Source organism: Gilliamella sp. BG1, from assembly GCF_046635625.1.
GTDB lineage: Bacteria > Pseudomonadota > Gammaproteobacteria > Enterobacterales > Orbaceae > Gilliamella > Gilliamella bombi.
Genome location: NZ_JBIDFG010000001.1, coordinates 123,796 through 149,221, shown reverse-complemented (window position 1 = coordinate 149,221; position 25,426 = coordinate 123,796). Strand labels below are relative to the sequence as shown.

The following is a 25,426-nucleotide window of genomic DNA, read 5'->3' as shown; positions in this document are numbered from 1 at the left end:
AAAAAGTTTTGGAAGCCTCACAATTATTGTGGGGCTTTTTTCATTTCTTGAAGTTAATATAAAATTGATGGTGATATGATAAAGCAGCAAAATGTTAAATTAGGTTTTGCACTTGCCATGTTAACCGCAGTGATGTGGGGCATTGTGCCAATTGCAATGAAATATGCGCTAGTGGTTGTTGATCCATTGACATTAGCTTGGTCGAGATTGGCTATTTCAGCTCTTGGTATTACTATTTGGTTGGCTTACAAAAAGCAATTTCCTAATTTAATGATGTTCAGAAAACATCGTCGTTTTGTTTTATTGATGATTGCAGGTTTTGGGTTGTTGGGTAATTTTGCACTGTTTGCTAGTGCAGTTCAGTATCTTTCAGCTACAACCGCTCAGGTTGTCGGGCAAACTGGCATTGTGATTTTTATGATTTCAAGTGCTTTTATTTTTAGAGAGCGACTCAGGCCGACTCAAATTATTGGTATTTTAGTATTATTAGTTGGGCTTGCGTTATTTTTTAATAAAAATATTGTAGATCTGTTTTCTAATATGGCTTCGTATGGTATTGGTGTTTGGCTTGGTTTACTGGCTTCGGTATCATGGGCTTGCTATGCGCTTGCTCAAAAAGTACTATTACAGAAATTACGTGCAGAACAGTTACTTTGGTTAATTTACCTTATTTGTACTGTTTTTTTGTTGCCTTTTACGTCGTCAAGTAAAATTATAAATGCTGATGCAACTCAACTGTTTGCTATCATATTTTGTGGTTTAAATACTATTATTGCTTATGGTGCGTTAGTGATGGCTATGGAGCGCTGGCAAGCAGCACAAGTGAGTGCAATAACAACTTTAACGCCATTATTTTCGCTCATCTTTTCAGATTTGTTTGCTTTAATTTGGCCTGAAAAGTTTGCTATGCAATATTTAAATATTTTAGGTTATATTGGTGCAGTATCTGTTGTTGCGGGTGCTATGTTTGCGACCATTGGACATTATATTTGGCATCCAAGGAAAGGCTGGCTAATTAACCGCAATAAAGGGGAAGAATAATGAAATTTGTTGATGAAGCATCAATCCGTGTTGAAGCTGGAGATGGTGGAAATGGTTGTGTCGGTTTTCGCCGAGAAAAGTATATACCTAAAGGTGGTCCTGATGGTGGCGACGGTGGTGATGGTGGTGATGTCTTTTTTATTGCTGATGAGAATTTAAATACATTAGTTGATTTTCAGTTTGAAAAAAATTACCGCGCTGAGCGTGGCCAAAATGGACAAGGTTCTGATTGTACGGGTAAGCGTGGTCGAGATATTACCGTTAAAGTGCCTGTGGGAACACGAATTACCGACAAATATACAGGTGAAATTATTGGTGATTTAACGCATCACCAACAAAAAGTATTGGTTGCCAAGGGCGGTTTTCATGGGCTTGGAAATGCGCGTTTTAAATCATCGGTAAATCGTGCGCCAAGACAAAAAACTGATGGTACTCCAGGTGAAAAGCGCGATGTATTATTAGAATTATTATTACTTGCTGATGTGGGGATGTTGGGCTTGCCTAATGCTGGTAAATCAACTTTTATTCGCTCAGTTTCAGCAGCTAAACCGAAAGTTGCAGATTACCCATTTACTACCTTAGTGCCTAGTTTAGGTGTAGTAAGAATGGATAATGAACAAAGTTTTGTTGTTGCTGATATTCCTGGTTTAATAGAGGGGGCATCAGACGGTGCAGGACTTGGTATTCGTTTCTTAAAACATCTTGAACGTTGTCGTGTTTTAGTTCATTTGATCGATATGGCACCAGTAGATGAATCAGATCCGATAGAAAATGCTAAAGTAATAATCAAAGAGGTTCAACAATATAGTGAAAAATTAGCTAATAAACCACGTTGGTTGGTATTTAATAAAATGGATGTATTAGGTCCTGAAGAGAGCGCTAAACGTGCAGCTGAAATAGCTAGGGCACTTGATTGGCAAGATAAATATTATATTATTTCAGCCATTAATCAAGAAGGTATAAAGGCCTTATGTTGGGACTTAATGGAATATATCAATGCGCATCCACGTGAAGCCGAACAAGAAGAGTCATCACCTGAAAAAGTGGAATTTATGTGGGATGATTACCATCAACAAGCAATGGATGAGGCTTTTGATGATGACGATGATTTTGATGACTGGGACGAAAGCGATGAAGAAGGTGTTGAATTTATTTATCAAAAATAATAAGTATTATACTCTATTTTATTTCGCCTAAATTAGCCATTGCGTATAATTTTTTATAAAAAGCAGAATAGGAATATTCTGCTTATTTTTTATATTGTTAAATATCAATCCTCTTATTATGAAATTAGTGAATAAAGCGTTTATTTTTATTTAGCTTAGAAAAATAAAAAAATGCTTGATTTTGTTAATGATAATCATTATCATTAATTCGTACTTTGTTAGAGCTTTAGAGGCTTTTGAAAAAGTATGACATTGCTCACATTGCTTCCAATGTTTACCAGCTTGACGTTATCGCTAAGCTGGTTTTTTTGTTTTATGTTATTAACAACTATTTTTTAAACATTATTCTTTAGTTAACGTTATTTTATTTTTTGTTTTTTATCTACATGCTAATGTCATCACAAAGGTTTAGATGAAAATTGACGGAAGAAGAGTAAAAAATTATTTTTATGATTATCTAGATAGTTAAGTTTTCAAAAGCTAACTATTTATTAGTTTGTTCTCGATATCAAATAAAATGAGAAGTGCTGCGTTGCCACCAAATTCTTTAGGCGCTTGATGAAAACAGATAACATGAGGATGTTGAGCTAGCCACATGGGTGTTTGTTTTTTTAAGATGTTTTTCCCATGTCCATACATGATACAAGCACAATGAGCTCTTTCATGTAAACATGCTGCGATAAGAGCGGCAATTTCTTTTTTAGCCTCTTGTTGAGTTAACCCATGTAGATCCAAAAAGAATTCTGGTTCATAAAATCCACGGCGCAATTTTTTTACTTCGTAGGGATCTGCATTTTCTCGGCTATAGCGAATTGGGTCTTCTTGCAATAGCGGCTGATAATCATCAGAAAAATAAAATTCAGCATTAATTTTTTCATATTGCTGTTTTTGGGTTTCTATTGCTTTTTGTGAACGTTTTTGTGGTTTATGAACGACAGTATCTTGTTTTAGTTTTTTGGTGATGTTACCAATACTATTTTTAAACAAGTTTATATCATCTTGGTCTAAATTAAATTTATTTGGCATTGATTTCTACTCTGGGTAAATTTTTTCTTTAAATTCGCACAAATCTTCTATAACACAGGATCCACATCTAGGCTTTCTAGCAATACAGGTATAACGGCCATGTAATATTAGCCAGTGGTGACAATTTATTTTATATTCTTTAGGTACGACTTTCAGTAATTTTTCTTCAACAACCTCTACCGTTTTACCTGGTGCAAAACCTGTACGGTTGCTTACTCTAAATATGTGTGTATCAACTGCAATGGTAGGCCAACCGAAAGCGGTGTTTAACACAACATTTGCCGTTTTACGACCAACACCCGGTAATTCAATTAGTGCATCAAAACTTTCAGGGACTTCACCCTGATATTTATCTACTAAAATTTGACATGTTTTTATAATGTTATCAGCTTTACTGTTATAAAGGCCAATGGTGCGGATATAGCTTTTTAATTTCTCAATACCAAGAGCCAAAATTTGTTCAGCAGTATTTGCAATAGCAAATAGTGGTTTTGTGGCTTTGTTTACACTAACGTCAGTCGCTTGAGCAGAAAGTACTACTGCGATTAATAGTTCAAAAGGTGTTTCATACACTAGTTCTGTTGTTGGATCTTTAATATGATCTTTTAATCTTTCTAAAATTTGAATTCGGGTTGATTGTTTCACAAAATAATTTTATTAAAAAATAGTAAGATGCATATTATATACTTTTATTTACTGTTTATCTGTAAGTTGCCTTTAGTTTTTTTAATATAGATGGGAACGATGAAACATACTGATTAATAATTGTAAAACATTTTTATTTTTAGTGTTGCTTAGTTTTTTGTTATTTGTATATTCACATTTATACTCACTGACTTTTTAGCATAGTCATTTTATGATAAGCTAGCCCACTATTTCTTAATTTTATCAAATAAGGTTTTTTAAAGATATGCCCTTACCAATGATTGTCACCTTTGCTGTATACATTTTAGGTATGATTGCCATAGGTTTTTTTGCATTTCGTTCAACGCAAAATTTTGGTGATTATATTTTAGGTGGGCGTCGTATCGGTAGTGTTGTGACTGCGCTTTCAGCTGGCGCATCAGATATGAGTGGTTGGCTATTAATGGGATTACCTGGTGCTGTTTTTTTGTTTGGTATTTCACAAAGTTGGATTGCAATCGGATTGATTATTGGTGCTTATTTAAATTGGCTACTCATTGCAGGACGATTACGAGTCTTTACTGAAATCAATCATAATTCATTAACTTTACCCGATTATTTCGCTCGTCGATTTGATGATAAAAGCTCACTTCTACGCATTATTTCAGCTGTCATTATTCTAATATTTTTTACTATTTATTGTGCTTCTGGTGTAGTTGCGGGCGCAAAGTTATTCGAGAGTACATTTGGTATGAGCTATGGTTGGGCGATGTTAGCGGGTGCAGGTGCAACAATTGCCTATACGTTTATCGGTGGTTTTTTAGCAGTAAGCTGGACTGATACTATTCAAGCTAGTTTAATGATGTTTGCACTTATTCTAACGCCAATTATGGTTATGGTAAATGCTGGTGGGCTTTCTGATGCATTGATATATATTGAATCGCTCAATTCAGATTATACCAATTTATTTGCTCATATGGATTTTATTGCCATTATTTCATTATTAGGTTGGGGGCTTGGATATTTTGGGCAACCTCATATTTTAGCCAGATTTATGGCTGCTGATTCACATGAAGTAATGAAAAACGCTCGACGGATTAGTATGACATGGATGATGTTATGTTTAGCTGGCGCAATCACGGTTGGTTTCTTTGGTATCGCCTTTTTTGCTCATAATCCAGATTTATCTTACTTGATTAACGATGGTAAACATGAACGTATTTTTATCGAATTGTCGAAATTACTTTTTAATCCTTGGATTGCTGGTATTTTGTTGGCCGCTATTTTAGCAGCGGTCATGAGCACATTAAGTTGTCAATTATTAGTTTGTTCAAGTGCTCTAACGGAAGATTTTTATCGTGCGTTTTTTAGACCAAAAGCAAAACAGAAGGAACTGGTTTGGGTTGGTCGTATAATGGTGCTATTAGTTTCAGTTATTGCTATTTTATTAGCTATTAATCCAAATAATAGTGTACTTGATTTAGTGAGTCATGCTTGGGCTGGATTTGGTGCGGCGTTTGGTCCTATAATCGTATTTTCTGTTTTTTGGTCGCGTATGACACGTAATGGAGCACTAGCTGGAATGATAACTGGTACTGTAACTGTGTTGCTATGGATTAATTTTAATTGGTTTAATTTGTATTCACTTATCCCTGGATTTTTATTTGCTTCTATAGCAATTATTATTTTTAGTCTTTTTGATAAAAAGCCAAACGAAATAGTAGCAGATCATTTTAAACAAGCGTATAAACGTTATCACAACAAAATAAATTAGAATAAATTTTATTTAAACTAGAATATAAATGTAATAAATTTAATAGGTAAAATATCATGACAAAAAATGTGATCAAACAACTACAAGAACGTGGACTGATTGCTCAGCTTACTGATGAAAAAGCACTAGTAGAACAAATTGAACAAAATCCTATTGCGCTTTATTGTGGTTTTGATCCAACAGCAGATAGTTTGCATCTCGGTCATTTAGTTCCATTACTTTGTTTAAAACGTTTTCAGTTAGCTGGTCATAAACCTGTTGCGCTTGTAGGGGGAGCAACTGGATTAATTGGCGATCCAAGTTTTAAAGCTGTTGAACGAAAACTTAATACTGAGGAAACAGTTATTGAGTGGAGTGAAAAGATCAAACAACAAGTGTCACCATTTTTAGATTTTAATTGTGGTGAAAATTCAGCGATTGTGGCTAATAACTATGATTGGTTTAGTGGCATGAATGTACTGACATTTTTACGTGATGTTGGTAAGTATTTTTCAGTTAATGCGATGATTAATAAAGAATCAGTAAAACAACGTATAGATCGTGATGAGGTGGGTATTTCATTTACTGAATTTTCTTATAGCTTGTTACAATCTTATGATTTTGCTTGTTTGAATAAATCACATGATGTTGTTTTACAAATTGGTGGATCTGATCAGTGGGGTAATATTACTGCAGGTATTGATTTAACCCGTCGTTTACATCAAAAACAAGTTTATGGTTTGACTGTACCGTTAATCACTAAATCCGATGGGACCAAATTTGGTAAAACTGAAAGTGGTGCCGTATGGTTAGACCCTAAGAAGACAAGTCCTTATAAATTCTATCAATTCTGGATAAATACTGCTGATGCTGATGTTTATCGATTCTTAAAATTCTTCACATTTATGCCTCTAAGTGAAATTGATGCATTGGAAGAGGAAGATAAAAATAGTGGTGTTGCACCACGAGCTCAATATGTACTTGCTGAGCAAGTTACACGCTTAGTTCATGGTGAAGAAGGATTGATCGCAGCAAAACGTATTACAGAAAGTCTATTCTCTGGTAAATTAACTGACTTGTCTGAAGCTGATTTTGAACAATTAGCTCAAGATGGTATGCCAACATTAGCTGTTGAGGAAAATGTTGATTTACAACAAGCAATTGTTAATGCGGAATTTGCACCATCAAGAGGACAAGCTAGAACGATGATTGAATCTAATGCTATTTCTGTTAATGGTGAACGTAACACTACAACTGATTATCATTTTACTGATAGCGATAAACTATATAATCGTTATACTTTACTTCGTCGTGGTAAAAAATATTACTGTTTGTTAATTTGGAGTTAATTTCATGAGAAATATTTTATCGATTCAGTCACATGTTGTATTTGGTCATGCAGGGAATAGTGCGGCTGTATTTCCTATGCGTCGAATAGGCGTAAATGTTTGGCCTTTAAACACCGTACAATTTTCTAATCATACTCAATATCGACAATGGACTGGAACGGTAATGTCTGCATCGCATTTAAGCGAAATTGCTGATGGAATTAATGAAATTGATGAATTGAAACGGTGTGATGCAGTATTAAGTGGTTATATGGGATTACCTGAACAAGGTAATGCAATTATTGAAATAGTTAAAAAAGTAAAAGCTGTTAATCCTAATGCTATTTACTTTTGCGATCCTGTAATGGGACATCCTGAAAAAGGATGTTTTGTTGCACCAGGTGTTTCTGAGTTTTTATGCAATACAGCATTGCCTATGGCTGATATGATGGCACCCAATATTTTGGAACTTGAAGAGCTTAATGGAAAACAACGTATTAATAATGTTGATGAAGCAATTTTAGCTTGTCGAGAGTTATGTAAAAAAGGGCCTAAAGCGATTTTAGTTAAACATTTAAGCAGAGCTGGATATAAACTTGATCGCTTTGAAATGTTGCTTGTAACTAGCGAAGAAGCATGGCATATTGACCGACCACTAGTTGACTTTGGTGTAAGACAACCCGTTGGTGTTGGTGATATGACAAGTGGACTTTTTTTAGCTAATGTTTTACTTGGGAAATCATTGGTTGAAGCTTTAGAACATACTACTTCGGCCGTGTATGCGGTTATGCTTGAAACCTTAAAACAAGATGAATATGAATTACAATTAGTTGCAGCTCAAAATGAAATTGAAAAACCAGCACAATGGTTTAATGCAAATAAAATTGATTAATTGTAAAAATATGTAACTGTTTGTAAAGATTAAATTAGCTAACGATTAGTATTAAATGAGGGTATGATGGATAATATTTCATTAGGAGTGATGCTCGTTGATTTACGAGAACAAATGGGTTTAACTCAAGATGATATTGCCAATAAAATTCATGTGCGAAAGACAGTAATTGTTGATATCGAAAATGACCAATTACCTCACGCCCCACTTGTTTTTGTAAAAGGTTATATTCGTTCTTATGCCGAAATTGTTGGCTTATCATCAGAACACTATCAACCGTATTTCGATGAATTAACTAAACAATCTAAGTCTCAACAAAAGAAAGTTCAAACGCAAGCATTTAAAACAAAAAGAACTAGAAAAGCTCCTTTTATTTTTTGGGGAATATTTATAATTCTTTGTGCGCTTGGTGTAATTTTATATTATGCCAATAAAGATAATAAAAGTAATCTTATTGAAGTAAGTCATTATATTTCTCCAGCCTCAGCTACTCGTGTTAATAGTTAGCAAATTTTCTTATTCTCATACAGACATTTGTCTTAAATCTTGTTAAGATCATTACTAGTTATTTTGTAAAATGGTTAAGTATGTATGAGTCATCAAGATTCACCAATTGTTAGACGAGAATCTACCCGAATTTATGTCGGCAATGTTCCTATTGGTAGTGGAGCTCCGATTGCAGTTCAATCAATGACAAATACTCGAACCACAGATGTAGAAAAAACAGTAGCCCAAATTCAAGCACTTGAACGTGTTGGTGTAGATATTGTGCGTGTTTCTATACCTACAATGGATGCAGCTGAAGCTTTTAAATTTATTAAGCAGCAGGCAAAAGTTCCACTCATTGCTGATATTCATTTTGATTATCGTATTGCATTAAAAGTTGCTGAATATGGCGTTGATTGCTTAAGAATCAATCCTGGCAACATAGGTAATGAATCAAGAATTCGAGCTGTTGTTGATTGTGCTAAAGATAAAAATATTCCGATACGAATCGGTGTTAATTCTGGTTCTCTAGAAAAAGATATTCAAGAAAAGTATGGTGAACCTACACCAAAAGCGATAGTTGAATCAGCGATGCGCCATGTCGATATACTTGATCGACTTAATTTTGAGCAGTTTAAAGTCAGTGTAAAAGCATCTGATGTGTTTACTGCCGTTGATGCTTATCGATTGCTAGCTAAACAAATAAAGCAGCCATTACATCTAGGTATAACTGAAGCAGGTGGTGTTCGAAGTGGTGCTATTAAATCGGCCATTGGATTGGGGTTATTGCTATCAGAAGGCATTGGCGATACACTTCGAGTTTCCTTAGCTGCTGATCCTACAGAAGAAGTGAAAGTTGGATTTGATATTTTAAAATCGCTGCGTATACGGTCTCGTGGCATTAATTTTATTGCCTGTCCAACCTGTTCTCGCCAAGAGTTTGATGTGATTAATACAGTCAATACATTAGAACAGCGATTAGAAGATATTATTACACCGATGGATGTATCAATTATTGGTTGTGTGGTTAACGGTCCTGGGGAGGCATTAGCTTCAACTATGGGAGTTGCTGGCGGTCATAACAAAAGTGGTTTTTATGAAGATGGTGTACGTATTGGTCGTATTGATAATGAACAAATGATTGATGAGTTAGAAGCTAGAATTCGTGCTAAAGCATTAATATTGAAAAACAGAATTGCAGCAACTGAATTATAATTTTATTAGATAGTGAATAAATAAATGACAGAGAAAAAGATCCAATCTATACGAGGGATGAACGATTTACTCCCAACAGATAGTGCAAGTTGGCAACAGATTGAAAAAATCGTTAAAGGTGTACTAAACAGTTATGGCTACAACGAAATTAGAACGCCTATTGTTGAAGATACCGCACTATTTAAGCGAGCGGTCGGAGAAATCACCGATATTGTTGAAAAAGAGATGTATACTTTCAATGATCGAAATGATGAAAGCATTACTTTACGCCCAGAAATTACTGCAGGTTGTGTTCGTGCAGGAATTGAGCACGGACTTTTTTATAATCAAGAACAACGCCTTTGGTATTTAGGACCGGCATTTCGTTACGAAAAACCACAAAAAGGGCGTTATCGTCAATTTCATCAATTTGGTGTTGAAGTCTTTGGACTTGAAGGGCCCAATATTGACGCCGAGCTGATTTTATTAACGGCTCGTTTTTGGAGAGCACTTGGTATCGAACAGCATACTTCTCTTGAACTTAATTCAATTGGTTCGCTTGAGGCTAGGGTCAACTATCGAAATGCATTAGTTACTTTTCTTGAACAATATAAAGATAAATTGGATGAAGATTGTTTACGTAGAATGTATACTAATCCGTTGCGCATACTTGATTCAAAAAATCTAGTTGTTCAAGAGCTGCTGAATCAAGCTCCAAAATTGTTTGATTATTTAGATGAGGAGTCCAAAATTCACTTCGAAAGCTTATGCCGACTATTGGATAGTGCTGGGATAGAATATAATATTAATCAAAGATTAGTACGCGGTTTGGATTACTATAATCGAACAGTTTTTGAATGGGTAACTAACAGCCTAGGGGCACAGGGAACCGTTTGCGGTGGTGGACGATATGATGGTCTTGTAGGCCAACTTGGAGGAAAACCAACACCAGCAGTTGGTTTTGCAATGGGAGTTGAACGTTTAGTATTATTAGTTCAAGCGGTTAATCCATCATTTAATGGTGATAATTCGATTGATATTTATATGATCACCTCTGGTGATGAAAAAACCATTTCAGTTGCTCAAAGTGTTGCAGAGCAATTGCGTGATGGTCTACCTGATTGGCGAATCATGACAAATTATGGTAGCAGTAATTTTAAGAAACAATTTACCAAAGCAGATAAATTAGGTGCTAAGATAGCAGTTATTATTGGTGAAAATGAATTAGCTAATCAGACAGTAATGATTAAAAATTTACAAACAGGCGAACAAGTTGAAGTGGCACAAGCAGATATTGTCCAAACTTGTTTGTCTATTAAGTAAAGGAAATAGGAGAAAAACGTGAGTCATCAGTTATCCAGTGAAGAACAAATTGAAGAGATAAAAGGTTTTTTTGCTAAAACATGGAAAATTATGGTTGCCATTATTGTGATTGGATTATTGGCCTTTTATGGCTGGCGTTATTGGCAATCATATAAAGTTGAAAAGGCGATAGCATCATCAGATAAGTATGAACAATTAATTGCTCAATTAGATGATAATAAACCAGATTCTGTTAATGAATTAGTATCTTTTGCTAAAAACAACGATACTATTTATAGCGTGTTTGCTAATTTGCGTGCAGCAAAATTTTATGTTGAGGTATTAAAAGATTATCCTGAGGCACAAGCCTTGTTAGTTGATGCATTAAAGAAAGCGGATTCAGAGCCTGTTAAAGCGATTACCAATATTCGTATAGCACGCTTACAGTATCAACAAGGTCAATATCAAGAAAGCCTAACATCTTTAGGTAATGTAACTAATGAAAGTTGGGGTGCCGTAGTTAATGATCTCCGAGGTGATGTGCTTGTTAAAATGACTCGTTATGCTGACGCAGTGAGTGCTTATAATGTTGCTTTGACTTCTTCACCAACTAAAGATTTAGAAGAAAGTATTAAAATGAAGTTGAACCAAGCTGAATATTTAAAAGCAAAACAAGAAGTTGAACAAGAAGTTTTAGCTACTAAAGAAAAGGCAGAAAAAGAGGCTCAAGCAGCCAAAGAAAAAGCAGAGCAAGAAGCTAAAGCGAAACAAGCTGCATCTGAAGAAAGTAAAAATTAATTTATCCTGCTATAAGGGTCTATACAATGAAGTTATCAAAATATCTTTTTGTTGGTGTTTTTGTTTTTTCACTAGCTGGGTGTTCTTTATTCGGTAAAGAAGATGAGATTGTACAAATTGCACCGTCACCGAAAGTAGATAATCAATTTTCTATTCAACAAGTATGGAAAAATAGTACTGCTGGTAATACTCATATTTATTCATTATTAGGTCCGATTAATTATGATAATGCTATCTATGTAGCGAGTCGTAGTGGACAAGTTAAGGCAATTGATTTATCAAGCGGTAATACTATATGGGATGTCAATTTATCTAAAAGTACACTTTTCAGTAGTAAAACTGCACTATTTTCAGGTGGTGTAAGTGCTGATGATAAATATGTCTATGTAGGTAGTGAACGTGCCATTGTCTATGCGTTAGATCGTCTCAACGGTAGAGTTGTTTGGGAAAAAGCAGTGAAAGGGGAAGTACTTGCCCGCCCGGTATCTTCTGATAACAAATTAATAATTCATACTGCTAATGGTGTTCTTCAAGGTATTAATCGTGACACTGGTGATTATTTGTGGGATGTTTCCTTCGAAGTTCCAACATTATCAATAAGAGGTAACTCTACACCCACTATCGCTCATGGTGCAGCAATCGTTGGTGATGATAATGGTCGAGTAAATGCTTACTATATTAATGATGGCCAATTAATTTGGCAACAACGCATTTCACAGCCATCAGGCTCTACAGAAATAGCAAAATTAAATGATGTTGATTCTACTCCGGTAGTTGAAGGTAATTTAGTCTATTCTGTTGGTTATAATGGTAGTGTTGTTGCGCTTGATTTAAGTAATGGTCAAACTGTTTGGCGTAAAGTACTTGGATCTATTCATAGCTTTGCTGTTGATACCGATAGATTGTTTGTTATTGATCAGGATGACAATGTTCGGGCCATCGCTAAGAGTGGTGGCGGAGAACTTTGGACTCAGTCAAACTTTACTCATCGTTTGTTAACTGATCCTGTCATCTACCAAAATTATGTCGTGTTTGGTGATTTTGAAGGTTACCTATATTGGTTAAATGCTGAAAACGGTGAACTTGTTGCTAAAACACAAGTGAGTAGTAGCGGATTAATATCTAAACCATTAGTTGTAAGCAATAAGTTAATTGTCCAAGCTAAAAATGGTGATATTTACGCCTTTACAAAGAATTAAAGTAATCTAGAGAAGAAACATGGTACCTGTTGTAGCGCTTGTTGGTCGTCCAAATGTTGGAAAGTCGACTCTATTTAATCGGTTAACACGAACTCGAGATGCCTTAGTGGCTGACTTTTCTGGATTAACTCGTGATCGTAAATATGGAAGAGCTGAGATCAAGGGCCATGAATATATCTTGATTGATACTGGTGGTATTGATGGAACAGAAGATGGGGTTGAAAGCTTTATGGCTGAACAATCCCTACAAGCAATAGAAGAAGCTGATATTGTTCTTTTCTTGGTTGATGCTAGAGCTGGTGCAATGCCAGCTGATCATGCTATTGCAAAACATCTCCGTTCTCGCGATAAAGCTACTTTTTTAGTAGCCAATAAAATTGATGGTATTGATGTCGATACTGCGATTTCTGATTTTTATGGTTTAGGATTGGGAGAAATTCATCCAATTGCAGCTAGTCACGGTCGTGGCGTAAGTTCATTAATTGAAACTGTATTAGATCCTATTTTCCAGTTCGATAATAACGAAGATAATAACTCGGATGATAATCAACAATTAGATGATCTAACTGAATTATGTGATGATTTTGTTGATGAAACAGAATCATTAATCAATCAACCTATTAAAGTTGCTATTGTTGGCCGACCAAATGTTGGTAAGTCAACACTAACTAATCGAATTTTAGGTGAAGAGCGAGTTGTTGTATATGATATGCCTGGGACAACTCGAGACAGTATCTATATACCAATGAATCGAGATGAACGTGAGTATATCCTAATTGATACGGCTGGTGTACGTAAACGAGGAAAAGTTACTGAAACAGTTGAAAAATTTTCAGTTATTAAAACGTTACAAGCAATTGAAGATGCTAATGTAGTTATTTTAGTTATTGATGCCAGAGAAGGTGTATCCGATCAAGACTTATCATTACTTGGTTTTATTATTAATAGTGGGCGCTCACTTGTAATAGCCGTTAATAAATGGGATGGTTTATCACAAGATATCAAAGAGCAAGTTAAAACGACATTAGATGATAGATTAGATTTTATTGATTTTGCTCGTGTGCACTTTATTTCTGCGTTGCATGGTAGTGGTGTTGGTAACTTATTTGATTCGATTCAAGAAGCATATGATTGTGCAACACGTCGTGTTAACACCGCATTATTAACCAAGATTATGCAAATGGCACAAGATGACCATCAGCCGCCTTTAGTTCGAGGACGACGTGTTAAACTGAAATATGCACATGCTGGTGGTTATAATCCACCAATTGTTGTGATTCATGGTAACCAAGTAGAAGATCTACCAGATTCTTATAAACGTTATTTGATGAACTATTTTAGACGATCACTAAAAATTATGGGGTCACCAATTCGAATTCAGTTTAAAGAAGGGGCTAACCCATTCGAAGGTAGAAAAAATACTTTAACTGCATCACAGCAACGTAAACGTCGTCGATTAATGAAGCATGTAAGAGGGCGAAACTAATTTATGTCAGGAAAATTAATGAATGATTCAGGGAAAGAAGGCCTTTGTCCAAATTGTCATCATAAAATGAGTGTTGTTTCGCCACAGAATTTTAATTGTCCTCATTGTAAGCAACATTATCTTGAACAGTATATTTGCCCGACTTGTTTGCAAAAAGCTCAAATGATCAAAGGTTGTGGAGCGGTTAACTATATTTGCCCAACTGATGGTTTGATATCCAGCAGTAAGGTGATATTTCATTATTTACCAGAATAGAAGCTTTATTTATATTAAAGCCATAAGAGGTTATTTTATGCGAATTATTTTATTAGGAGCACCAGGAGCAGGAAAGGGAACACAAGCACAATTTATTATGCAAAAATATGGTATTCCTCAAATTTCAACTGGTGATATGTTGCGAGCAGCAGTAAAAGCTGGTAGTCCACTTGGTTTACAAGCTAAGGAGTTAATGGATGCCGGTAAGCTAGTTACCGATGAACTCGTTATTGCATTAGTTAAAGAACGTATTGCACAAAGCGATTGTGCTAATGGCTTTTTGCTAGATGGCTTCCCTCGCACGGTTCCACAAGCAGATGCAATGAAAACAGCTGGCATAAATGTTGACTATGTGCTTGAATTTGATGTACCAGACGCAGTGATTATTGATCGTATGAGTGGGCGACGAATTCATGCTCCTTCAGGTCGTGTTTATCACATTCGCCATAATCCACCAAAGGTTGAAAATGTTGATGATGTGACTGGTGAACCACTTACTATTCGCAAAGATGATAACGAAGAAATCGTTCGTAAACGCCTTGTTGAATATCACGATTTGACTAAACCACTAATTAGTTATTATCAGCATGAAGCCAAAGAAGGGCGGACACAATATTTCCGTATTGATGGAACGCAAGCTGTAACTGAAGTAACAAAAGAATTAGTGAAAATTTTAGGATAATTTGTTTTTTATTAAAAGCGCAAGGCAGTTAACACTATCTTGCGCTTTATCATCTTGAATGAATTTATGTCACTGCTTATACAATACTAATTTGAATATCTTAATAAAATACATTGATTCTATAATATTTTCTAATTAATTCTTTTGTTGTAATAAAGATGAATATTCACTAAAAATCATTCAGGTAGAGTATTGATTTTATTTAATTTTTTATCGTATAGCAGAAAGCCTTATCTATACCGATAAGACTTTCAATTTTTAGCAAAAGTAAAACACTATAAAACCATTCTTACAATATCGATTTCGCCTAATTCTTTATAAAGATTTTCGACTTGATCGATATGCGTTGCATTAATGGTAATTGATACAGAATGATAATTACCTTTACTACTAGGTTTGATTGATGGCGTATAATCGCCAGGAGCATGGCGTTGAATCACTGATACCACTTTGTCTACAAGCTCTGGTTTTGCTTCTCCCATTACTTTATAGGTAAAAGAGCATGGAAACTCTAATAACTCATTTAATTTAGTTTTTTGCATAATTTTATTTTTCTCGTTTATTTGGTTCGATGTATCGTTACGACTACCAAGAATAAACACTATATATAGGCAGTTTACTATTCTTCAAGTAACGAATAATAAACATTGCTTTTTAAAGTATATATTTTGATCTATGATAGAAAATTATAACATAGTGTAATTAACGTATCTTGCTATTTACTAATAAGGCTAAAATAACATGTCATCTAAGTCCAATAATAAAGAACCTTTTGGTACATTATTAGGGTATGCGCCAGGTGGCGTTGCCATTTATTCATCTGATTATGAAACTTTAGATCAAAAACAATACCCTAATGATGCATCTTTTCGTAGCTATTCTGGTTATGAATATATGGGATATAAATGGCAATGCGTTGAATTTGCAAGGCGATTTTTATTTTTAAACTATGGTATTGTTTTTACAGATGTTGGTATGGCGCATGAAATTTTTTCACTACGTTTTCTAAGGAAAGTTGTTAATGAAGCGATTTTACCTTTGCAAGCTTTTGCAAACGGAAGCAAAAAAAAGCCCGAGGCTGGTGCGTTACTTGTTTGGGATGATGGTGGTTTTTTTGACCGTACAGGTCATGTGGCTATCATTACTGAAGTATTTAAAGATAAAGTACGGATAGCAGAACAAAATGTCATACATAAGCGTTTACCAATTGGGCAGCAATGGACTCGTGAACTTAAAATGACAGTGACCAGTGACGGTTACCAACTACATGACACGTTTGATGATACGAAAATCTTAGGGTGGATGATTCAAACTGACAAGACTGAATATAGTTTACCGCAACCTAAAATTCCTAAACCGTTACTTGAAATTCATAGCGCGCATATTGAAAACCAAGGTCAATTTGATAAAAATTGGTTAAATGAATCAGATCCATTAGAAAGTGCGTATGTTTCAGCGACAGGTCATGCTATTAGTCATGATGATCACTATCGCTATTTCACTATTTCTGAAAGTGCCGAACAAGAGCTTATTCGCGCAACCAATGAATTACATTTAATGTATTTGCATGCCACAGATAAAGTATTAAAGGACGATAATTTATTACTTAATTTTAATATCCCAGAAATATTATGGCCAAGATTAAGACTTTCATGGCAGCAGCGCCGTTACCAAATGATTACTGGGCGGTTAGATTTTTGTATGGATGAACGAGGCTTTAAAGTCTATGAATATAATGCTGATTCTGCTTCTTGCCATACTGAGGCAGGTCATATTTTGCAAAAATGGGCTATTCAAGCTGGACTGAATATAGGAACCAATCCTAGTAGTGGTTTGCTTAATTCTTTAGCTAACTGTTGGAAGCATAGTGATGCTCAATCTTTTGTTCATATTATGCAAGATAATGATAGTGAAGAAAATTATCATGCATTATTTATGCAAACAGCACTTACTCAAGCGGGATTTAATAGCAAAATTTTACGAGGGCTTACTGGACTAAGATGGGATAAACGTGGTCGACTTGTTGATGATGAAGATCGCCAAGTAACTTGTGTTTGGAAGACATGGGCTTGGGAAACGGTATTAGAGCAACTTCGAGAAGAAAGCGAGGCACAAATTGCAGGGTTACCAATTCGTACATGGCATCCTGAAAATTCAGTTAGATTGCTCGATGTGCTTTTGCGACCGGAAGTCTCTGTTTTCGAACCACTGTGGACGGTTATTCCAAGTAATAAAGCTATTTTACCCGTATTATGGTCTTTATTTCCTAATCATCGTTACCTATTAGAGTCTACATTTGAACTCAATGAAAGCCTAATTAAAAAAGGTTATGCAATAAAACCAATAGCTGGACGCCGTGGTAGTGATATTCAATTAGTGAATAATCAAGAACAGATCCTTGATAAAACAGTAGGTCGATTTGCTAAACAAGAAAATATTTATCAAGAACTATGGTGCTTACCGAAAGTCGAAGATCGTTATCTACAGTTATGTACTTTTACTGTTGGTGGTCATTATGGTGGGACTTGCTTACGCTCCGATCCTTCTTTAGTTATAAAAGGTGAAAGCGATATGCAACCATTACGAGTATTAACAGATGATGAGTTCTTAAAATAATTTTGTAAAAAACTTTCAGGAAAGTATATGTTTTAGTATAAAAGTTAAGCTCATCAATGGTATCGCAATTATGATTAAAGTTATTATAATTCAATTGATTATTTAATTTTTTATAATCTGTATTAATTCTGCCATTTATGACATAATCTATTAAAAGATATGTTTAAAATTCAGAATATCCATGATGATATCAATTACAATAATGGCGTTTTCTGTTAAACTTGTCATAATTTTAAAAAGAAATTATAAGAAATAAAAATGATATAAAGGAATGAAAAGAAATATATGGCAAATACATTACTTCGAAGTGGTGATATTAAAGATTTCAAAATGCTTGGGCATGATGGAAAAGCTGCTTATTTAGTCGCAGCTCAAATTCGGGAAACGTTTAGAGTTAAATTAGGCAAACAATTTGCCGATTATTTAGCCATTCCTCAACGCAATGACCAAGGTAATATTATTGATTGGTATATTCCTTTTGATTCAAATCAACCAGATGGGCAATATGATATAGTCCCTTGGACATCAGCTAGTGAATCCGAACAAGAATCAGCTCTTGAGCTTTTAAAGGAATTTGAGCGAAAAGTTGTGGCTCTAGGTGAGCAACTAGCTAGTAACCCAAATATTAAAGGCGATCAGCTATTGTTCAGCCGCCTTATTTATGATCCAAAACACAATTCACAAAGTCTAGAACCTAACTTGATGGCAATACGCTTTCCTAGTAATCAATTTGTTTATATTGTTAATGGTAAACCAGTGATTACTTTTTGGGGGTTTGTTTATCCACAAACGCCTCAAGTAAATTCTCCATTCTATTGTTTAGAGCCTGCAAAAAAAGTAACGCCAACAATCACAGAAGTAGTTACTCCACAAATTAATAATAGACCATGGTGGAAACGTTGGTGGGTATGGTTGTTAGGGTTATTACCTTTATTGTTACTTTTGTTAGCATTGTTTTTATTACGCGGCTGTTGGCTAAAACCTCAAATATCGATTAGTCCAAATGTATCTTTAGATAGTAGTAATATTAGCCAACCAGAAAAAGATGAAAAACAAGATAGAAAAGATCCAGAGCCAAAAGATGTTGTTGTTGATAATCGATTAGGTGTCACTAATAATGCTATACCAAATGGTACGATTTTAGATAATGCAAATAATATTCCTACCAATAGCAACGTGGCTGGTGATTCAGTTGATCATTCTTTACCTACAGACAATGGAAATGATAGTAATAATATTCCAGATCCTGATGCTAAAGATAATAAAAGCGAGCAAGATGCAACAAAAACGGATGATAAAGATGACAAATCTACCCCTTTAGATCCTGATAAAAAAGATGATGCAAATATCCAAAATGATCAAAGCGAGCAAGATAAACAAGATAAAGATAGCGCTGAGCAGACATCTTCGCCATCGGATAAAGATAATAAATCAGATTCTAATTCAGCTGTTGATCAAACTAATCATTTAGCTATGCCAGCTGATGCAATTAAACAAGGATCGACAAAATTCTTAAATGGTCAATGGTCTGTAAATGGTGGTATTCAAGATAAAGCCACTGGTAAACCATTACAATTAAGTTATAACTTTAATGATGGGAATGGCGAAGTCACTGTAACACGTAGTGATGGTGTCAAATGTACAGGTAATGTGGGTACAAACATTAAAAATGCCAATTTAGATATAACGGGTAACACTGAGGCTGTTTGTAGTGACAATACCAAATATCAATTACCAAAGATTCAATGTACACCAGACAAAAATAATAATGCTAATTGTCAGGGAATTTATAATAATGGGACTTCATTCCCAATAACAATGAAAAAACAATAAAGGTTGTATATGCTTCCAGAATTACGCAATTATGGTCAAGAAGTGACACTTATTATGAATAGCGGTATTCAGTTTCTTGACTTTGCACTTAAAATCGATTGGAAAAATAATGAATGGCGCAGTAAAGTTAATGGGTGCTTTATTGATCCCTCTGAGAGTGGTGCGCTAATTAGGTTGGTTGAAGATGTGGAAAGTGGTCAATTTTTTACACCAGATAATCCCACATTTGCTGTTAATCCAACACAGGAAATTAGTGTTGAACAGTCCTTAAAACTATACGATGGCATTTGGTTACCAGTTCCTATGTTACGTTCAATACCTTCAAATCGTTTTGATAAAGGGCCACATAACTGGAGCCGAGTTCGAATCGTTAGTATTCCTGAAGGTGAAGATCCTGATGGTAATACACATCGAATCACTTTTGCTTTTGATACAAAAGTATTTGCTAACTTACAAGATGTTGCTTATCTTGCGCCAACCGAAAACGATGTGATGACTGGTGCAGTATTTAGTTTAGCACATCGCTCAGATCACGTTTCATGGTATTTAGAACTCAAATGGATAACCAGTTGGTTAATTGATCTCTTTCAAGAACTCGCGCCACAACCTGAACGTTTAAAGATACATAAAGATGATATTAATAAAGAGATTAAAAATAAATCTTATTATGCGCATTACCTAAATATCATTCACTTACTTGCCGACTCCTTGCAATTACCAACAATTAAAATTGTGTCAAACAATAAAGATGATGTTGTTAAATCAATTCCTGTTGATATGATTTTAGATGTGGGTAATTCACGCACTTGTGGCATTTTAATTGAAGATCATGCCCAAGATAAAGATAGTTTAAATCATCGTTATGAGCTTGAAATTCGAGACTTAACCCAACCAGAGCATATTTACAATGAACCGTTTGAAAGCCGAGTAGAATTTGCCCAAACTTTTTTCGGTAAAGAACATTTTTCATTACAAAGCGGTCGACGAGATACATTCCGATGGCCAAGTATTGTCCGTGTTGGCCAAGAGGCAAGTCGGCTTGCAAGTCGGCGAGAGGGCAATGAAGGTGCAACGGGTCTTTCAAGCCCTAAACGCTATTTATGGGATCAAGATAAATACGAACAAGGTTGGCGTTTTAATTCTCATTATGTAAAAAGTGATCATGAACCATTTGCAACAGCAGAACCTTTTTCAAGCTTAATTAATGAATACGGTGAAGCATTACATATTTTAAGTAATGATATTGAAGAAGAGTATGACCGTAAAATGCCAGTTTTCCACCCAAAATACTCACGCAGTTCTTTGATGACTTTTATGTTATGTGAAGTATTAATGCATGCATTAATGCAAATGAATAGTGTTGCTCAGCGTAATAAACTTGAGCATGCTAAAACGCCACGTAATTTACGATCTATTATTTTAACTATTCCGCCAGCCATGCCAAAACCCGAACAAGCAATATTTAAAAGTTGCGTATATCAAGCAATAGGTTTGGTTTGGAAAAGCCTAGGTTGGGATAGTTCAGATAAAAATATTGATTTTAATAATCCAGAACAACTAAAAAGTGTATGGCCAAATATCCCTGAAGTGTATATTCAATGGGACGAGGCGACTTGCGGGCAAGTGGTTTACCTCTTTAACGAGACACAAAATAATTATAATGGGCGCAGTGAAGAATTTATTGCTTCAATGGTACGTCCAGGTAAAGCTAATAAACAGAAACTAACTATTGCAACAGTTGATATTGGTGGCGGCACAACAGATTTAGTGATTAACGATTACCAATTAGATTATGGTGTAAGTGGTCAAACCAACAGTAGTAATGCTTATATTGTACCAACGCAACGTTTTCGTGATGGATTCAAAGTTGCAGGTGATGATATTTTACTTGATATCATTCAAGATACCGTTCTAACCGCTTTAACAAATGGTCTAAAACAAGCTGGAATTGCAGATCCAAACCCAATTTTATCTACTATTATTGGTTCACAACAACTATCTATCCAAGATGCGGTATTGCGCCAACAACTCACTTTACAGTTATTTACACCGGTTGGATTACAAATATTAAAAGCGTATGAACTTTATGATCCATTACATTCAGAGCAACATGATTATCGTTCTACCTTTGGCGAATTATTACAACATAATACTATGACTGACAATGTGCTTAATTTTATAAATGAACCTATTAGGCGCGCATTAAATAACCCTGAGTTTTCGGTACTTGATTTAAGTATCGATATTAACCTTAAACGTATACATTATTTGTTTATTCGTGGTGATTATTACAACATCTGTAAAACGTTTGATGCATTATCCGAAATTATTAGTTGTTATCAGTGTGATGTTCTTTTATTAACTGGTCGCCCTTCTCGATTACCGGGAATTCAAAGTTATTTCCGATCACGCTTATCTATGCCTGCAGGGCGAATTTTGCCCTTACATGGTTATCATACTGGTGGTTGGTATCCTTTCCATAAACAAGAACGCATTGATGATCCTAAAACAACGGCTGCTGTGGGTGCTATGCTTTGTTTTTTAAGTAAAAATTTACGATTACCTAATTTCTATTTTAGATCTTCTAATATGGATTTATATTCAACAGTTAAATACATTGGACTTTTAGATAATCTTAATATGATTAAAAAAGAAAATGTTTATTATCAAGATATTGACTTAGATAATCCTGATTATGATTTCCCTGATCTCTCATTTGAAATTAGAGGCACCACAAGACTTGGTTTTAGGCAACTCGAAGTTGAAAGGTGGCCAGCATCGCCTATTTATATTTTAACAATTGAAAATAGTGAAGTGGCCAAGCGATTAAGTGCTGAAGGCGTCGTATTAGAAGTTACTCTCGGCATAAAAAACAAACAAAAAACGGTCGAAAATTTTTATATTAAGGATGTAAAAGCCTCTGATGGGCGAGCCTGCAATAAAAATCAGGATATTAAACTAAGTTTAAATACAATGGTTAACTCTGGTTTAATAAGTACGCAATATTGGCTTGATAGTGGAATGATAAAACGATGAAAAACTTAAATGAACAACTTCCTAAATCTTGGGAACAGGTCTATCAAGCATCAGCAAAGGCCATTGAGTGGGTAGATCAAACACGCCATTCATCTAAACGTTTAGATAGTGAAGCAGATAATTTAATTTTAGATTTACGTCGTTTACGTAATAGTGCAAAACGATTGGGTGATGTATCAACTAAGTCTGTTGCAGTTGGTTTTTTTGGATTATCACAGGCAGGTAAATCGTACCTTATTTCAGCGCTAGCTGCGGGTGAAAATGGTAAGCTTGAAACGGTTGTTGATAACGAAGTTTTAGACTTTATTGATCATGTAAACCCTGTAGGTAGTGGTAAAGAAGCGACAGGTCTTGTTACTCGTTTTAGCCGTATTGCTAAAGGTGGTATAGCTAACTATCCGTTAGAATTAAAATTATTTAAAGAGATAGAAATTGTAAAAATCTTAATAAATGCCTATTTTAAAGATTTTGACCAACAAAAAGTATCCAATAAAATTGAGTTTTCACAGCTAAATCAGTTGATTCAACGGTTAGAAAATAAAAAACAAATAAGCTATGTTGGCGGTATTATTGAAGATGATGTTGTTGATCTTTATGATTATTTATCTGAGAACTTCGGTAACTCGCTTGAAGGTTTGAAAGGGGGATATTGGGAAAAAGCAACGCACCTTCTTCCTTATTTGCCTGTATCTGATCGTGGTGAACTGATTTCTGTTTTATGGGGTGGTATTTCTGAACTCACCACAATCTATACCCAACTAGCGACGACCTTATCAAGTTTTAGTCATGCTGAAACGGTATATGCGCCGCTTTCTGTCTTAATCAAAGATAATAACGGTACTAAGTCACAAATTGACAGTATTATGAATGTTGATATTCTTGAGCGATTAAATACCGACAAAGATTCATCTGTCACTATAACGCCATTAAATGGCGCACCAACAACTATATCTTTAGCTCAATTGGCTTTTTTAACTGCCGAATTAATTTTTCCATTAGTCAATAAAACCAGAGTACCAACATTTGAAAATGTAGATTTACTTGATTTTCCTGGATACCGAGGCCGTCTAAACTTAATATCGATTTCTGATGTTAAAGAAGGTAATCCAATTGCTCAGCTTTTATTGCGTGGTAAAGTTGCTTATCTTTTTGAAAAATATACTGACAGCCAGGAAATGAATGTGCTAGTTGTTTGTACACCATCAGATAAACAATCTGATGTTAATGATGTAGGTCCAGTACTTGAGCGCTGGATTGATAAAACCCAAGGTGAAACAGCTGAAAAAAGAGCTACTAAAAAGCCGGGATTATTATGGGCAATAACCATGTTTGATAAACGCATTGGCACATCATTAACACTATCTGAAGATAATTTAAAAAATAGCTGGGGTAAAGGAGGTTTGTTACAACAAACTATCTTAGAACGTTTTGGTAGTTATGATTGGTTAAGTAATTGGTCGAACAATCACAAATTTAATAATATTTTTCTAGTTCGAAAACCAGGATTTGATGTGCCATTTTTAAATGTCGAACCGAGCACTAGCCAAGAGATTGATTATAGAGAAAATTATCAAGATAAAATGAATGTATTAAAAAATACATTTGTGCAAAATAGTGATATTAAAGAATATGTGTTCCAGCCAGAAGAAGCATGGGATGCCATGTTAAAACTTAATGATGGCGGTATAGGCCGAATTAGCCAATACTTGGAGCAAGTTGCCATTACGGAAGTAAAACAACAACGTATTGTTGAACAACTTAATGAGAAAATTGATTACATTATTAATATGCGTTTTGATACTTGGTATCAAGCGGATAGTGATGAAGAGCTAGTTAAGAAAAAGCAAGTAATTGCTGATGCAGTTAAAGAATTGCAAAGTAAAGCACTATTATTAGGTGAACTACTTAAAGTGTTTGAATTACCAGATCAAACAATTAGAGCACTTTATCATTCCAATACAATAGAAAATGAAACACAGCAAGATAGCAATGATAATTTGTTAGATAATTTATCGAATGATTTTGGTTTAAATGCTGATTTCGAGTTATTTTCTGATGAGAATTCACCATTGACCACTAAACAAGTTGCCACATTACCAACCGAATCAAAGTTTGCCAAAACTGTTTTTTCGGCATGGTTAGAGCATTTAAGGAATATTGTATTAGATAAGCATATTTTACAGTTTTTTGGTATCAATCAAAAATCACTCTCTTTTATTGTAGAAGAACTTATTACTGCAGCTAATCGAATGAAACTCGAAGCAAGTTTAACCGAGCATATTTTGAATAACGAAAATACTGGTAGTAAGCGTGATGATCTAGAATCTAGACAAATTAGTACTATTCACACTTTACTAGCCGATTTTATTGCATGGCTTGGTTTTATTCAAGGGCAGGGAGGTGATATACCAATGAGTAAAGTTAATCAGGGGAAACCGATATTTTCTTCACCGCTAAGTGAATTGAATGTTCAATCATCACATTCATTACCGAAACTGGACGATAAAACTAAAAATTATTCCCAGTATGCGATATTTGATTGGTTTGTTGCATTTGCAATGCTTGCGCAAGAAAATGTGGGGCACCATGCAGGACGAGAAATTAGTCAAGAACAAAATAGCCGATTGGGTGAAATTCTTAATTTTTTCAAACAATCGCAGATTAATTAAAATTAAATAAAAAATAGAGTAATAGGGAAGTCTTATTTGA

The 25,426-nt window shown here is 34.9% G+C and carries 20 protein-coding genes; 17 read left to right on the top strand and 3 right to left on the bottom strand.

Features of this window, described 5'->3' with window-relative positions; genetic code table 11:
• Positions 1-75 precede the first annotated feature (75 nt).
• The gene (locus tag ACGH80_RS00625) at positions 76-1,041 is read left to right on the top strand and encodes a DMT family transporter (RefSeq protein ID WP_296301686.1); all 966 of its coding nucleotides are present in this window, start codon (positions 76-78) and stop codon (positions 1,039-1,041) included.
• A complete protein-coding gene (gene cgtA / locus ACGH80_RS00620) occupies positions 1,041-2,207 on the top strand; it encodes an Obg family GTPase CgtA (RefSeq protein ID WP_065590203.1) in 1,167 nt (388 codons plus the stop codon). Before ACGH80_RS00625 ends, cgtA begins: the two co-directional genes overlap by 1 nt.
• A gap of 480 nt (positions 2,208-2,687) precedes the next feature.
• On the opposite strand, the gene smrB is transcribed toward cgtA, so the two are convergent.
• Together smrB and nth are read right to left on the bottom strand one after the other, a co-directional pair.
• Positions 2,688-3,233, bottom strand: coding sequence for an endonuclease SmrB (smrB, locus tag ACGH80_RS00615; protein ID WP_065590202.1), 546 nt, complete (start codon positions 3,231-3,233; stop codon positions 2,688-2,690).
• A 6-nt stretch (positions 3,234-3,239) separates the two neighbouring features.
• The gene (gene nth / locus ACGH80_RS00610; RefSeq protein WP_065561076.1) at positions 3,240-3,878 is read right to left on the bottom strand and encodes an endonuclease III; all 639 of its coding nucleotides are present in this window, start codon (positions 3,876-3,878) and stop codon (positions 3,240-3,242) included.
• A 265-nt stretch (positions 3,879-4,143) separates the two neighbouring features.
• On the opposite strand from nth, the gene putP reads away from it, so the two are divergent.
• The 11 genes from putP to adk all read left to right on the top strand — a co-directional run bounded on the left by putP (position 4,144) and on the right by adk (position 15,232).
• A complete protein-coding gene (gene putP / locus ACGH80_RS00605) occupies positions 4,144-5,631 on the top strand; it encodes a sodium/proline symporter PutP (protein ID WP_176700371.1) in 1,488 nt (495 codons plus the stop codon).
• A gap of 56 nt (positions 5,632-5,687) precedes the next feature.
• On the top strand, positions 5,688-6,959 hold the full coding sequence (gene tyrS, locus ACGH80_RS00600) for a tyrosine--tRNA ligase (protein ID WP_411630381.1): 1,272 nt from the start codon (positions 5,688-5,690) through the stop codon (positions 6,957-6,959).
• Between the two features lie 4 nt (positions 6,960-6,963).
• Positions 6,964-7,830, top strand: a complete 867-nt coding sequence (gene pdxY, locus ACGH80_RS00595) for a pyridoxal kinase PdxY (protein WP_296301689.1) — start codon at positions 6,964-6,966, stop codon at positions 7,828-7,830.
• A 63-nt stretch (positions 7,831-7,893) separates the two neighbouring features.
• Positions 7,894-8,337 (top strand): helix-turn-helix domain-containing protein, encoded by a 444-nt coding sequence (locus ACGH80_RS00590; protein WP_081296710.1) that lies wholly within the window; start codon positions 7,894-7,896, stop codon positions 8,335-8,337.
• An 84-nt stretch (positions 8,338-8,421) separates the two neighbouring features.
• Positions 8,422-9,531: a flavodoxin-dependent (E)-4-hydroxy-3-methylbut-2-enyl-diphosphate synthase gene (gene ispG, locus ACGH80_RS00585; RefSeq protein ID WP_065590198.1), complete on the top strand. Its 1,110-nt coding sequence runs from the start codon at positions 8,422-8,424 to the stop codon at positions 9,529-9,531.
• Between the two features lie 24 nt (positions 9,532-9,555).
• A complete protein-coding gene (hisS, locus tag ACGH80_RS00580) occupies positions 9,556-10,833 on the top strand; it encodes a histidine--tRNA ligase (protein ID WP_411630380.1) in 1,278 nt (425 codons plus the stop codon).
• Between the two features lie 18 nt (positions 10,834-10,851).
• Positions 10,852-11,610, top strand: coding sequence for a YfgM family protein (locus ACGH80_RS00575; RefSeq protein ID WP_296301690.1), 759 nt, complete (start codon positions 10,852-10,854; stop codon positions 11,608-11,610).
• A gap of 26 nt (positions 11,611-11,636) precedes the next feature.
• A complete protein-coding gene (bamB, locus tag ACGH80_RS00570; RefSeq protein ID WP_065590195.1) occupies positions 11,637-12,809 on the top strand; it encodes an outer membrane protein assembly factor BamB in 1,173 nt (390 codons plus the stop codon).
• A gap of 19 nt (positions 12,810-12,828) precedes the next feature.
• The gene (der, locus tag ACGH80_RS00565; protein WP_411630379.1) at positions 12,829-14,295 is read left to right on the top strand and encodes a ribosome biogenesis GTPase Der; all 1,467 of its coding nucleotides are present in this window, start codon (positions 12,829-12,831) and stop codon (positions 14,293-14,295) included.
• A 3-nt stretch (positions 14,296-14,298) separates the two neighbouring features.
• Positions 14,299-14,550, top strand: coding sequence for a zinc-ribbon domain-containing protein (locus ACGH80_RS00560; RefSeq protein ID WP_085164572.1), 252 nt, complete (start codon positions 14,299-14,301; stop codon positions 14,548-14,550).
• Positions 14,551-14,587: 37 nt separating this feature from the next.
• The gene (gene adk, locus ACGH80_RS00555) at positions 14,588-15,232 is read left to right on the top strand and encodes an adenylate kinase (protein ID WP_034913307.1); all 645 of its coding nucleotides are present in this window, start codon (positions 14,588-14,590) and stop codon (positions 15,230-15,232) included.
• 275 nt (positions 15,233-15,507) lie between these two features.
• Here the strand turns inward: adk and ybeD are convergent, their stop codons facing one another.
• Entirely contained in the window at positions 15,508-15,774 is a 267-nt protein-coding gene (gene ybeD / locus ACGH80_RS00550; RefSeq protein ID WP_034913328.1) for a DUF493 family protein YbeD, read from the bottom strand.
• Positions 15,775-15,973: 199 nt separating this feature from the next.
• On the opposite strand from ybeD, the gene gss reads away from it, so the two are divergent.
• From gss to ACGH80_RS00530, 4 genes are all read left to right on the top strand, one after another.
• Positions 15,974-17,848 carry a bifunctional glutathionylspermidine amidase/synthase gene (gss, locus tag ACGH80_RS00545; protein WP_085164571.1) on the top strand — a complete coding sequence of 625 codons (1,875 nt, stop codon included), beginning with the start codon at positions 15,974-15,976 and terminating at the stop codon, positions 17,846-17,848.
• 285 nt (positions 17,849-18,133) lie between these two features.
• Positions 18,134-19,681, top strand: coding sequence for an SrfA family protein (locus ACGH80_RS00540; protein WP_296301692.1), 1,548 nt, complete (start codon positions 18,134-18,136; stop codon positions 19,679-19,681).
• A gap of 9 nt (positions 19,682-19,690) precedes the next feature.
• Positions 19,691-22,717: a virulence factor SrfB gene (locus tag ACGH80_RS00535; protein WP_296301693.1), complete on the top strand. Its 3,027-nt coding sequence runs from the start codon at positions 19,691-19,693 to the stop codon at positions 22,715-22,717.
• Positions 22,714-25,386 (top strand): putative virulence factor, encoded by a 2,673-nt coding sequence (locus ACGH80_RS00530; protein WP_085164567.1) that lies wholly within the window; start codon positions 22,714-22,716, stop codon positions 25,384-25,386. Before ACGH80_RS00535 ends, ACGH80_RS00530 begins: the two co-directional genes overlap by 4 nt.
• Positions 25,387-25,426: the final 40 nt, after the last annotated feature.